This is a genomic window from Acidovorax sp. GBBC 1281, from assembly GCF_028473645.1.
In the GTDB taxonomy this organism is placed as follows: domain Bacteria; phylum Pseudomonadota; class Gammaproteobacteria; order Burkholderiales; family Burkholderiaceae_C; genus Paracidovorax.
Genome location: NZ_CP097269.1, coordinates 4,057,943 through 4,070,496, shown reverse-complemented (window position 1 = coordinate 4,070,496; position 12,554 = coordinate 4,057,943). Strand labels below are relative to the sequence as shown.

The window sequence follows — 12,554 nt, the reverse complement described above, 5'->3', positions numbered from 1 at the left end:
CAGCGGGGTTGTGGTGGACTGCGAAGTGATCCGGCAGCAGTCGCCGGGTGCTACGCAACCAGATAAAAAGGGAATCCATGGGAGATGCAGTTTTCGGCCCGCAGCGGCCATGCTCGGTGGAGCTTGACGGCGACAGCATTCTGTTCGGCTTCGATCCCGCGTCCACGACCTGGCGGCACGCGCAAACGCCGGCGCAGCGCATTTTGGCCAGGCGCCCGCGCTGGGTGATTGACGACCGCACGGCGGCCGGCCTCCAGGCGTACGACCTGGTGCGAGGCTACGACGCGCCTTTCGACAGCGCGCCGCCCGAGCTTTTCCCCCGCGGGCCGCAGGGCCCGTTCGATACAGAGCCGCACCCGTCGCGCATCGTGGTCCTGCAGGTGGGGGTGAACGACCACGCACGCCCGGGCTTCGACATCGAGGCGTTTGAGGACGATTACCGCGGCCTCATCCGCTGCGTGCATTCGCTGGGGCATGCCGCCGTGGTCACCGGGATCACCCCGGTCTCCGACAAGATCTTCGGCCCCGCGGCGCTCGCCACCATGCAGGCGATCAATGCGGCCATCCGCCGGGTGGCGGCCGACACCCGCACGGTGCATGCGCACTGGGATTCGATGCCGTTCTCGGTGGACAGGGACACGACCGACGGCATCCACCCCACGCAGGCCGCCTCGAACCGCCTGGCCGACCGCCTGACGGTGGCGCTGGAGCGCACCTTCCGGCTGGGCGTATAGCGCAAGCGGCCATGGCCTGCAAGGGCGTGGGCAGGGCTGCGGGGTCCGCCGTTGCGAGGGCAGCACAAACCCGCGGGCTGGTGAATTCCCTGCCCGGCGGGCGCCGAGACGGTGATACAAAAACACCAGCGGGCTGGAAGGCCGGCCTGCACACCCCCTTCAAGAAAAGGTCGTCCGCATGCCCGCACTCGCCGCTTTCCTCCAGGAGGTCAAGCTGCCCACCATGCCCGAGGTGGCCCGCAGCCTGATCCAGACCCTGCACGACGACGACATCCCCTTCGAGAAGGTGCGTGCCGCCATCTCCAAGGACCCTTCGCTCACCGCCAAGCTGGTCCGCATGGCCAACAGCGCGCGGTTCGGGCTGCCGCGCCAGGTCTCCTCGCTCGACGACGCCATCAACATGGTGGGGCTCAACCAGGTGCGCACGCTGGCCCTGGCGGCGTGCATGACGGGCTCGTTCGCCGACGCGCCGGGCGTGGACCGGCAGGAGTTCTGGAAGGAAAGCATGGCCTGCGCCGGCTACGCGCAGTGGCTGGCACGGGCGCTGGGCACCGACGTGCAGCAATCGTGGCTCACGGGCTTCATGGTGCGGCTGGGCGAGCTGATCATCGCCCAGAAGGCGCCGAGCGAGATCGTGGAGATCGAACGCCTGCCGCACCTGCCCGGCGGACGCTGGCAGCGCGAGCAGAGCCTGCTGGGCTTCACCGAAGGGCAGATCACGGCCGAACTGGCGCGGCAGTGGAAATTCCCCGACGAGGTGGTGCGTGCGCTGGAGACGGCCTCCGACCCGCTGGCCAGCCCATCGTTCTGCCGCCTGGGCGCCATCGTGCACGTGGCCACGCTGCTGGCGGAGATCGCCGTCGGCCCCAAGGCGAGCGTGGCGGAGACGATCGGCGCGTTGCCGGACGAACTGCTGCAGGCGCTGCAGCTCGATCCCGGCTGGCTCGCCGACCACCTGCCGGACCCGACCGTGTTCACCGACACGTCGGCGCTGTAAACGGATCCATCCGCCCATCAGCGGCGTCTACGCAGACGGCAATGAAAAGGCCGGCGAAAGCCGGCCTGACGGGGTGGGGCGCAAGGCCCCATGGAGCCTGCCGCCTCAGCGGTGGCCGCTCGTGTCCATGCGTTCGGTCTTCGCGTCCAGCAGCACCTCGGGCTCCTGCGCGTCCACCCAGTTCGGGTCGTTCAGGCGCTGCTTGAGCTTGTTCTCGTCGAGGTCGCCGGTCCACTTGGCGACCACGATGGTGGCCACGCCGTTGCCCACCAGGTTGGTGAGCGCGCGCGCCTCGGACATGAAGCGGTCGATGCCCAGGATGAGCGCCAGGCCCGCCACCGGCACGTGGCCCACCGCCGACAGCGAGGCCGCCAGCACGATGAAGCCGCTGCCCGTGATCCCGGCCGCGCCCTTGGAGGTGAGCAGCAGCACCAGCAGCAGCGTGATCTGGTGCGTGATGTCCAGTGGCGTGTTGGTGGCCTGCGCGATGAACACGGCGGCCATGGTCAGGTAGATGGAGGTGCCGTCCAGGTTGAACGAGTAGCCGGTGGGAATCACCAGGCCCACGGTGGTCTTCTTGGCGCCCAGGTTCTCCATCTTTTCCATCATGCGCGGCAGCACGGATTCGCTGGAGGACGTGCCCAGCACGATCAGCAGCTCTTCCTTGATGTACTTGATGAACTTCCAGATCGAGAAGCCGTGGAAGCGCGCAATGGCGCCCAGCACGATGAAGATGAACAGCAGGCAGGTCAGGTAGAACGAGCCCATCAGCTTGCCCAGCGACAGCAGCGAGCCCACGCCGTACTTGCCGATGGTGAACGACATCGCACCGAAGGCACCGATGGGCGCCACCTTCATGATGTAGCCGACGATGGTGAACAGCACGTGCGAGGTCTTCTCGATGAAGTCGAACACCAGCGTGCCGCGGCCGCCGAAGCGGTGCAGGGCGAAGCCGAACATCACGGCGATCAGCAGCACCTGCAGGATCTCGCCCTTGGCGAACGCATCGACCACCGTGGTGGGGATGATGTTCATCAGGAAGTCGGTGGTGGTGCCCATCTTGCCGGGCGCGGTGTAGGCGGCGATCGACTTGGTGTCGATGGTGGAGGCATCCACGTTCATGCCGGCGCCGGGCTGCAGCACGTTGACCACGATCAGGCCGATGATCAGCGCGACCGTGCTCACGATCTCGAAATACAGCAGGGCCAGGCCGCCGGTGCGGCCGACCTTTTTCATGTCTTCCATGCCCGCGATGCCGATCACCACCGTGCAGAAGATGATGGGCGCGATGATCATCTTGATCAGCTTGATGAAGCCGTCGCCCAGCGGCTTCATCTGCTCGCCCAGTGCGGGGTAGAAGTGCCCCAGCAGCACGCCGACGACGACGGCGAAGAGCACCTGGATGTATAGCGAGCGGTAAAGGGGTCTCTTGGGGGGGAGCGTGCGTGTCTCTTGCATAGGTCTGCGCGTACCGTCGCCAGCAGCGCTCATTTTGGAGGTGCGTGAATGTATGCCTGTGCCATGGCCTGCGCGATTGTGGAAATCCACATGGTGGGAAATACGTACATGCAGCGCGCGCCGGGGTGGCGGGAGGCTGCGCGCACCCTGCCACCGCGGTGGAATGCGCCGGTTTTGGGGCGGCGATCCGGTGCATGCAGGCCGCGCGGGCGGGTCGCCGGATCGCCGATATGTCAGCCAGGTGACAGACTTCGCGGCCGGTGGAACGTGCGCCGGCGCGCAGCCCTCAACGGGCCGGACAGGCGAGAAACGCCGGCAGCCGCTCCGCCTGTTCCGCATAGGCGGCCAGGGCGGGGTGGTCGGCGGCCAGGACGGTATCGGCGACCATGCTCTGCATGAAGTCCCACGCCACGGCGATGGTGACGCCGGCATCGGTGATGGCCTGCTCGGGCGCCGGCAGGGGGGCCTGGGCCAGTTCGGCTTCGAGCTGCCCGCAGGCCGCCAGCAACTGGCCGCTCACGCGGTCGATCCAGGGGGCATGCTGCTTGTCCGCAGGACGCAGGTTCTGTTCGTACACCCGCTGCACGGCCTTCTCGCAGGCGGCCAGCGCCAGGCCGGTGAGGCGCAGATCGCGCAGCAGCGCGGACCCGTCGAGCGGCTGAAGGCGGTGGCGCGACAGGGTGCCTGCCCACTGCAGGATCAGCCCCGAATCCATCAGCACCGTGCCGTCGTCGGCCACCAGCGTCGGGGCCTTCACCACCGGGTTGATGCGGCCGAAGGCCTCGAAGGTGCTGAACACCGAGAGGGGCAGGTGCTCGAAGGGCAGTTCCAGCAGCCGCAGCGACACAGCGACACGGCGCACATAGGGGGAGTCCAGCATTCCAACCAACTGCATGGGAAGGGTTCCTTGAGAAAAGGGGCCAAAGAAAGCCAGGGCGCGGTCCGCGAGGACGCCGGTGGCACGGCCTTGCACGATAGGCGCGCGGCCCCTGCCGGCGAAGGGAGGGGCATCGGAAATGCCGCCTCCAAACCGATGGATGATCGGAACATCCCTTCCCGAACCCGCAACCCCCGGAGCGCTGGCATGACCCTCGACAAGAAAGACTGGCTGATCCTGGAAGCCCTGCAGACCGATGCCCGCCAGAGCCTGGCCGCGCTGGGCAAGCGCATCGGCCTGTCCCAGCCTGCCATGAGCGAGCGGGTGCGTAAGCTGGAGGACGCGGGCGTGATCGAGGGCTATGGGGCGCGGGTCAATCTGCGCGCCATCGGCGTGCGGCTGCAGGCCATCATCCGCGTGCAGACCGAACATACCGGCATCGCGCCCTATGTGAAGCTCTTCGAGTCCATGCCCGAGGTCCTCGAGGCCGATCGCGTGACGGGCGAGGATTGCTTCATCGTGCGCTGCGCCATCGCAGAGCCCGAAGACCTGCAGTCCGTGGTCGATGCACTGGCCCAGCACGGCGCGGTGACCACGTCGCTGGTGCTGTCGAGCCCCGTGCGCAAGACCACCACGGTGCACGCCCTGCGGTCCCCGCGGCGCTGAGCGGGCCAGTCGGGCCGGCCCCGCGGCATCGGGGCCGTGTACGCCACTTGGCGTATTTGCGGCCCGGGGGGCAGTCTCCAGAATCCATTCCATCGACCGAACACAGCCCCCATCCGGGGGGCCGGGCGAGCGGTTTGAACCCCATTCATCGGAGCTGCACCATGCAACGTCGTTACTCTCTCAAGGCCCTCGCGGCCATCGCCACGCTGGCCGGCCTGTCGGCGCTGCCGGCCCATGCCGCCGACACCATCAAGGTGGGCGTGCTGCACAGCCTGTCGGGCACCATGGCCATTTCGGAGACCGTGCTGAAAGACACCGTGCTCATGGCCATCGACGAGATCAACGCCAAGGGCGGCGTGCTCGGCAAGAAGCTCGAACCCGTGGTGGTGGACCCGGCCTCCAACTGGCCCCTGTTCGCCGAGAAGACCAAGCAGCTGCTGGGGCAGGACAAGGTCTCGGTCATCTTCGGCTGCTGGACCTCGGTGAGCCGCAAGTCCGTGCTGCCCGTGGTCGAGGAAATGAACGGCCTGCTGTTCTACCCCGTGCAGTACGAAGGCGAAGAGCTGTCCAAGAACGTGTTCTACACCGGCGCCGCGCCCAACCAGCAGGCCATTCCCGCGGTGGACTACCTGATGAGCAAGGACGGCGGCGGCGCCAAGCGCTGGGTGCTGCTGGGCACCGACTACGTGTACCCCCGCACCACCAACAAGATCCTGCGCGCCTACCTGAAGTCCAAGGGCGTGAAGGACAGCGACATCGACGAAAAGTACACGCCCTTCGGCCATGCCGACTACCAGACCATCGTGGCCGACATCAAGAAGTTCAGCCAGGGCGGCAAGACGGCGGTGGTCTCCACCATCAACGGCGACTCCAACGTGCCCTTCTACAAGGAGCTGGGCAACGCGGGCCTCAAGGCCAAGGACGTGCCGGTGGTGGCCTTCTCGGTGGGTGAGGAAGAACTGCGCGGCGTGGACACCAAGCCGCTCGTGGGCCACCTGGCGGCATGGAACTACTTCATGTCCATCAAGAACCCCACCAACACCGCCTTCATCAAGCAGTGGAGCGACTACGCCAAGGCCAAGAAGATCCCCGGCCACATGGACAAGCCGCTCACCAACGACCCGATGGAGGCGACCTACATCGGCATCCACATGTGGAAGCAGGCGGTGGAGAAGGCCAAGAGCACCGATGTGGACAAGGTCATCGCCGCCATGGCCGGCCAGACCTTCCAGGCGCCCAGCGGCATCGTGAGCAAGATGGACGAGAAGAACCACCACCTGCACAAGAGCGTGTTCATCGGCGAGATCAAGGCCGACGGCCAGTTCAACGTGGTGTGGAAGACGCCCGGCCCGGTCAAGGCCAAGCCCTGGAGCCCGTACATCGAAGGCAACGACAAGAAGAAGGACGAACCCGACGGAAAGTCGAAGTGACACCCCCCTGAGGCGCTGCGCGCCTTCACCCCCTCTCTCGCTGCGCGGGAGGGGGGACGACGCCAGCGGCCCGGCAGAGCCGGTTCCACGGCGTCTGCTGGTTTCGGGCCGCGCTGGTGCCGGCGGCGTGGCGAAGTCAAAGCCGTGGTGCAGTCCTTTCTTGTTCGTGACGACCTTCCCCTCACCATGTTTCTCACCTTCTTTCACCGCCTGATCGCCTGCCTGCTGCTGTGTGCGGCCGTGCAGGCGCACGCGCTCACGCCGCAGGCCGCGCGTGCCATGGCGGCGGGCGAGACCGACGAGCGCATCGCCGCGCTGCAGCAGGCCATCGCCACGCCCGACGATGCGACGCTGGCCTTCATCCGCGCGATGGCCGACGATGCGGTCAAGATCGCGGGCGACCGTGCCATCACCATCAAGGACGGCAAGGGGCTGGACCCCGCCACCGGTGCCGAGGTGCCGGTGCCCGACGATGCGGAGGACATCGTCAACAACAACCGCATGCGCGGCGAGTTCGACGCTGCGCTGGCCTCGCTGCAACTGCTGTCGCCCGACGCGGCCCAGCGCCGCGCCGCCATCGAGTCGCTCAAGGAAGAGACCGACGCCGCGCGCCTGCCCCTGATCGAAAAGGCCCTCGCCGCCGAGAAGGACGCCGGCCTGCGCGGGCGGCTCGAAGCCATCCGCGCGCGCATGCTGCTGGCCGACAGCGACGCGGCCCACCGCCTGGAGGCCGCGCAGTACCTGGCCGGCAGCGGCAACCCCGCCACGCGCACCGTGCTGCTGGAGCAACTGCGCCAGGAGGCCGATCCCAAGGTGAAGGCCGCGATCCAGTCCGCGCTGGCCTCGGTGGAAGGCCGGCTGCAGTGGGGCGAGAAGCTCGCCGCGCTGTTCTCGGGCGTGAGCCTGGGGTCCATCCTGCTGCTGGTGGCGCTGGGGCTGGCCATCACCTACGGGCTGATGGGCGTCATCAACATGGCGCACGGCGAGCTGATGATGATCGGCGCCTACGCCACCTACGTGATGCAGGGCCTGTTCCAAAAATACCTGCCCGGCGCCTTCGACTGGTACCTGGTGGCCGCCGTGCCGGCCGCGTTCTGCGCCTCCGCCCTCATGGGCGCGGCGCTGGAGCGCAGCGTGATCCGCTTTCTCTACGGCCGGCCGCTGGAGACGCTGCTGGCCACCTGGGGCATCAGCCTGATGCTGCAGCAACTCGTGCGCACCGTGTTCGGCGCGCAGAACGTGGGCGTGGAAAACCCCGCGTGGATGAGCGGCGGCGTGCAGCTCATGGACAACCTGCAGCTGCCCTGGAACCGCGTGATCATCGTGGCCTTCGCGTTCGCCGTGCTGGGCGGCGTGGCCTACCTCATCGGCCGCACGCGGCTGGGCCTGTTCGTGCGCGGCGTCACGCAGAACCGGCCCATCGCCTCGTGCATGGGCGTCAACACCGCCCGCGTGGACACCTATGCCTTCGCGCTCGGCTCCGGCATCGCGGGCCTGGCCGGCTGCGCGTTAAGCCAGGTCGGCAACGTGGGGCCCGACCTGGGGCAGGGCTACATCGTCGATTCGTTCATGGTCGTGGTGCTAGGCGGCGTGGGCCAACTGGCGGGCACCGTGTACGCGGCGCTGGGCCTGGGCGTGCTCAACAAGTTCCTCGAAGGCTGGACGGGCGCCGTGCTGGCCAAGATCGCGGTGCTGGTCTTCATCATCGTGTTCATCCAGAAGCGGCCGCAGGGCATCTTCGCGATGAAGGGGAGGGAGGCATGACCGCCTGTCGCCGTCGTCATCACCGCCCGCCGCGCCACCTGCCTCTGCCTGCCTAGAAGAAGCCCATGCCCCATCGAGACATCTCCCTTCCTGCGCCAGCGCCGCTGCTCACGCGGTCCGGCTGGTCGGCCTTCATCGTCGCGCTCATCGCCGTGTGCGCGGTGGCGCCCGTGCTCAACCTGTGGCTGCCCGCCGGGAGCCCGCTGCACCTGTCCGACTACGCGGTGGCGCTGCTGGGCAAGATCATGTGCTACGCCATCTGCGCGCTGGCCATGGACCTCATCTGGGGCTACACCGGCATCCTGAGCCTGGGCCACGGCCTGTTCTTCGCCCTGGGCGGCTACGTGATGGGCATGTACCTCATGCGCCAGATCGGCCGCGACGGCAACTACCAGAGCGACCTGCCGGACTTCATGGTGTTCCTGGACTGGAAGGAGCTGCCCTGGCACTGGGCGCTGTCGGACAGCTTCGCCGCCACCTTGGTCCTCGTCGTGGCCGTGCCGGGGCTGGTCGCCTTCGTGTTCGGGTACTTCGCCTTCCGCTCGCGCATCAAGGGCGTGTATTTTTCGATCATCACGCAGGCCATGACGTATGCCGCCATGCTGCTCTTCTTTCGCAATGAGACAGGCTTCGGCGGCAACAACGGCTTCACCGATTTCAAGCGCATCCTGGGGCAGCCGATCGCCACGCAGAACATGCGCATGCTGCTGTTCGTGCTCACGGGGCTGGCGCTGCTGGGCTCGTTCCTGCTCGGGCGCTGGCTGGTGCGCAGCAAATTCGGCCGCGTGCTGCAGGCGGTGCGCGATGCGGAGACGCGCGTCATGTTCTCGGGCTACTCGCCGCTGCCCTACAAGCTCACCATCTGGACCATCAGCGCCATGATGTGCGGTGTGGCCGGCGCGCTCTACGTGCCGCAGGTCGGCATCATCAACCCGGGCGAGATGAGCGCCGCCAACTCCATCGAGATCGCCGTGTGGGCGGCCGTGGGCGGGCGCGCCACGCTCATCGGCCCCATCGTGGGCGCCTTCCTGGTGAACGGCGCCAAGAGCTGGCTCACCGTGACTGCACCGGAGTTCTGGCTGTACTTCCTGGGGGCGCTGTTCATCGCCGTCACCCTGTTCCTGCCCAACGGCATCGTGGGCCTGCTGCGGCGCCCGCGCAAGGCGGATGACGACGCGCGCCAGCCCCTGCGCGGCAGCGCCAAGCCAAAGGAGGGCGCGCAATGACCCCCGATCTGATGGAAGAAGGCGCGCGCCGCATCGCGGGCGACGCCCCAGCGGCACGCACGGGGCAGACCGAGTCCGGGGGCCGCGCGGCCGGCTTCTCGCGCGTGGCCGTGCCCGGCGAGGTGGACGTGGCCCACGGCCGCATCCTGTACCTGGAAGACGTGCACGTGAGCTTCGACGGCTTCAAGGCCATCAACGGCCTGAACCTGGACATCGCGCCCGGCGAGCTGCGCTGCGTGATCGGCCCCAACGGCGCGGGCAAGACCACGATGATGGACATCATCACCGGCAAGACCCGCCCGGACCGCGGCACCGTGTTCTTCGGCAGCACGATCGACCTGCTGCGTCACAACGAGCCGGAGATCGCCGGCTTAGGGATCGGCCGCAAGTTCCAGAAGCCCACGGTGTTCGAACAGCTCACCGTGTTCGAGAACCTGGAGCTGGCCTTGAAGACGCACAAGGGCGTGGCCTCGAGCCTGTTCTTTCGCCTGGATTCCGCGCAGTCGGACCGGCTGGCCGAGGTGCTGCACACCATCCACCTGGCCGGCAGCGTGGCGCGCATGGCGGGCAATCTGAGCCATGGGCAAAAGCAGTGGCTGGAGATCGGGATGCTGCTGATGCAGGACCCGAAGCTGCTTCTGCTGGACGAGCCGGTGGCGGGGATGACGGACGAGGAGACGGCGCGGACGGCGGAGCTGTTCCTGACCTTGAAGGGGCGGCATTCGCTGATGGTGGTGGAGCATGACATGTCGTTCATCCGGACGATTTCGGAGAAGGTGACGGTGTTGTGCGAGGGGGCGGTGTTGGCGGAGGGGACGCTGGATCAGGTGCAGGGGGATGAGAGGGTGATTGAGGTTTATCTGGGGCGGTGATGGGTTGGGTTGTTTTTTGCGTTTGCTGTTTAGTTACGTTCCGGGGCCGGGAGTTGCGCCCGGCGGCGCACTCACTTTCTTTTGCCTCGCCAAAAGAAAGTAAGCAAAGAAAAGGCGACCCTGCTGGCTGCGTCCCTGCGCTTCGCTCCGGGCAACCTGCGGTGCTCGTGCGCGGGGTGCGCCGTGGAACTCGCTTCGCGCTGCGCGCTGCGCTCGGACAACCACGGCGAGTCAGTTCACGAAGCAGGTGTGTCCTACGGCACACCTGCCCACCCCGCGCCCTGCGCTCCTCGGCGCATCCAGAAGGGAACCCGCCAGACGGGCCATCGCTGCGCTCGGCCAAGCGTGCGCGGCGCAACGCGCTCGCGCACCGGAGGCCGAGCGAAGCAATAGCCCGTGTGGGCAGTTCGGCTGTCGGGTTCCCTTCTGGCCGTGCCGAGGAGCGCAGCGGCTGGCGGAAAAAGGGCCGCGCGCTGTTTGAGCGCAACGCAGTGGAGCGAGTTTGCGCGGACCCCGCCAGCCGCGAGCACCGCAGGTTGCCCCGGAGCGAAGCGCAGGGGACACGGACAGTAGGGTCGCCTTTCTTTTGGGTACGTTTCTTTGGCGAAGCAAAGAAAAGTACCTCGGCCGCCGGGCCGAGACCCGGCCCCGAAACCCAAACCAGCAAGCTACTATAAAAACAATAGCAGCCAGACCAATGAACACTAGGGCATCAAGCCCAAAAGACATCAAAAACCCATGCTCACCGTCCAAAACCTCCACCAGTACTACGGCGGCTCCCACATCCTGCGCGACGTGAGCCTCACCGCCCCCCCCGGCAAAGTCACCGTCCTCCTCGGCCGCAACGGCGTCGGCAAAACCACCCTGCTCAAGAGCCTCATGGGCCTCGTCCCCATCCAAAGCGGCACCATCACCTGGGAAGGCCACCCCATTCAGGCCAAAACCCCCTACGACCGCGCCCGCGCCGGCATCGGCTTCGTCCCCCAGGGCCGCGAGATCTTCGGCCGCCTCACCGTCGAGGAAAACCTGCGCATGGGGCTGGCCTACAAGAGTGGCTCCACCCCCGTGCCGCCCCATCTGTACGAACTCTTTCCGGTGCTCAAGCAGATGCTCGGCCGCCGCGGTGGGGACCTGTCGGGCGGGCAGCAGCAGCAGCTCGCCATCGCGCGGGCGCTGGCGCCCAGCCCGCGCCTGCTGATCCTGGACGAGCCCACCGAAGGCATCCAGCCCAGCATCATCAAGGACATCGGCCGGGTCATCCGCCAGCTGGCCGACCACGGGCTGGACGGGCATCCGGTGTCCATCCTGCTGTGCGAGCAGTACTACGACTTCGCCGAGGAACTGGCCGACGAATACCTCGTGATGGAGCGCGGCGAAGTCATCGCCCGGGGCCCGGGCAGCGAGATGCAGGCGAAGGGCATCCGCCACCTCGTGGCGATCTGAACCCGCGCCCTAGGCCTGCTGGGCCGTGGCCGCCCCGGCATCCCCCGGGGGCGAAACCAGCCCCTCCATCAGGAGCTGCGTGAACGTGTCGTGCAGGGGCGATGCCGCCGCCTGGGCCACCGTGGCGATGCCCAGCTGGTAGGCGATGCGGGGGCGGAACGGGCGCGAGGCGATCGCAGCGTGCGGGCAGTGCTGCGCCAGCAGGGCGTTCACGATGGAAACGCCCAGCCCCTGGGCGACGTGGGCGCAGGCCTCGCTGATGGAGTGCACCTCCAGGGCCACGCGCGGCTGCACCCGCCGCTGGCGAAACGCCATGTCGATGTCGTGGCGGATCTGCCGCTGCCGGCCCAGCAAGATCAGGCTGGCGTCGATCAGGTCGGTGGCGCCGACCTCTTTCAGGCGTTCCAGCGGGTGGCCCTTGGGCATGATGCACACGGCCTCGGAGTCGAGGCGGGCACGGGTGGCGAGCCCGGGCATTTCCATGGGCAGCCGCACCAGCCCGATGTCCGCGTCGCGGCTGAGCAGTGCGCGCTCCGCGTCGTTGTACGAGCCCGACAGCACTTCCAGCACCACATCGGGATGGGCCTGCATGAAGCGCCGGGCCAGCACGGGCATGAGCGTGGTCGCCAGGGTGCTGGGCACCGCCACCTTGAGCAGCCGGCGCTTGAAGCCGCCCAGGCGCAACTGCTCGGCATGGCGGCGAAAGCACTGGGCCGAATCCATCAGGCCCTGGGCGTCGTGCAGCAGCGCGTGGGCTTCGGCGGTGGGGCTCAGGCGGCCTTTCTCGCGCACGAACAGGCGCAGGGCCAGGTCCTCCTCCAGCTGGGCCAGCAGCCGGCTGATGGCGGGCTGCGACAGGCCCAGGCGCTCGGCCGCGCCGGTGGTGGAGCCGCTGAGCATGATGGCGTGGAAGGCTTCGAGTTGCTTGAAGTTCATGGGCATGGAACGGTGCGCCGGCCCCCGGGATGCGCGCGCCAGCCAACGGGCGCGCGGGGCCGTCCCGCATCTTTGCACTGGTCGCGGCGCGGCGCAAACATGCGACCGGCTGCATAGGGTCATCCGCCTTTGTCATAGCGTTGTGGCGAAG

11 protein-coding genes are annotated in these 12,554 nt (G+C 67.6%); 8 read left to right on the top strand and 3 right to left on the bottom strand.

The annotated features are described in order from the left end of the window. Nucleotides 1–77 precede the first annotated feature (77 nt). Together M5C96_RS19020 and M5C96_RS19015 are read left to right on the top strand one after the other, a co-directional pair. Complete coding sequence (locus M5C96_RS19020; protein WP_272564705.1) at nucleotides 78–734, top strand: SGNH/GDSL hydrolase family protein; 657 nt, start codon at nucleotides 78–80, stop codon at nucleotides 732–734. Nucleotides 735–912: 178 nt separating this feature from the next. Beyond that, nucleotides 913–1,731 (top strand): HDOD domain-containing protein, encoded by an 819-nt coding sequence (locus M5C96_RS19015; protein WP_272564703.1) that lies wholly within the window; start codon nucleotides 913–915, stop codon nucleotides 1,729–1,731. A 105-nt stretch (nucleotides 1,732–1,836) separates the two neighbouring features. On the opposite strand, the gene M5C96_RS19010 is transcribed toward M5C96_RS19015, so the two are convergent. Then, complete coding sequence (locus M5C96_RS19010; RefSeq protein ID WP_272564701.1) at nucleotides 1,837–3,189, bottom strand: dicarboxylate/amino acid:cation symporter; 1,353 nt, start codon at nucleotides 3,187–3,189, stop codon at nucleotides 1,837–1,839. Between the two features lie 286 nt (nucleotides 3,190–3,475). Continuing rightward, complete coding sequence (locus tag M5C96_RS19005) at nucleotides 3,476–4,084, bottom strand: glutathione S-transferase (protein ID WP_272564699.1); 609 nt, start codon at nucleotides 4,082–4,084, stop codon at nucleotides 3,476–3,478. A gap of 189 nt (nucleotides 4,085–4,273) precedes the next feature. On the opposite strand from M5C96_RS19005, the gene M5C96_RS19000 reads away from it, so the two are divergent. The 6 genes from M5C96_RS19000 (at nucleotide 4,274) to urtE (ending at nucleotide 11,467) form a co-directional block, all read left to right on the top strand. Then, nucleotides 4,274–4,732 (top strand): Lrp/AsnC family transcriptional regulator, encoded by a 459-nt coding sequence (locus M5C96_RS19000; RefSeq protein WP_272564697.1) that lies wholly within the window; start codon nucleotides 4,274–4,276, stop codon nucleotides 4,730–4,732. Nucleotides 4,733–4,893: 161 nt separating this feature from the next. Then, on the top strand, nucleotides 4,894–6,162 hold the full coding sequence (urtA, locus tag M5C96_RS18995) for an urea ABC transporter substrate-binding protein (RefSeq protein WP_272564695.1): 1,269 nt from the start codon (nucleotides 4,894–4,896) through the stop codon (nucleotides 6,160–6,162). A 186-nt stretch (nucleotides 6,163–6,348) separates the two neighbouring features. After that, a complete protein-coding gene (gene urtB, locus M5C96_RS18990; RefSeq protein WP_272564694.1) occupies nucleotides 6,349–7,926 on the top strand; it encodes an urea ABC transporter permease subunit UrtB in 1,578 nt (525 codons plus the stop codon). Nucleotides 7,927–7,991: 65 nt separating this feature from the next. Then, nucleotides 7,992–9,152, top strand: a complete 1,161-nt coding sequence (gene urtC / locus M5C96_RS18985; RefSeq protein ID WP_272564692.1) for an urea ABC transporter permease subunit UrtC — start codon at nucleotides 7,992–7,994, stop codon at nucleotides 9,150–9,152. Next, the gene (urtD, locus tag M5C96_RS18980) at nucleotides 9,149–10,024 is read left to right on the top strand and encodes an urea ABC transporter ATP-binding protein UrtD (protein ID WP_272564690.1); all 876 of its coding nucleotides are present in this window, start codon (nucleotides 9,149–9,151) and stop codon (nucleotides 10,022–10,024) included. Before urtC ends, urtD begins: the two co-directional genes overlap by 4 nt. Nucleotides 10,025–10,762: 738 nt before the next feature. After that, nucleotides 10,763–11,467: an urea ABC transporter ATP-binding subunit UrtE gene (urtE, locus tag M5C96_RS18975; protein WP_272564688.1), complete on the top strand. Its 705-nt coding sequence runs from the start codon at nucleotides 10,763–10,765 to the stop codon at nucleotides 11,465–11,467. 9 nt (nucleotides 11,468–11,476) lie between these two features. On the opposite strand, the gene M5C96_RS18970 is transcribed toward urtE, so the two are convergent. Further along, complete coding sequence (locus M5C96_RS18970) at nucleotides 11,477–12,403, bottom strand: LysR family transcriptional regulator (RefSeq protein ID WP_272564687.1); 927 nt, start codon at nucleotides 12,401–12,403, stop codon at nucleotides 11,477–11,479. Nucleotides 12,404–12,554 lie beyond the last annotated feature (151 nt).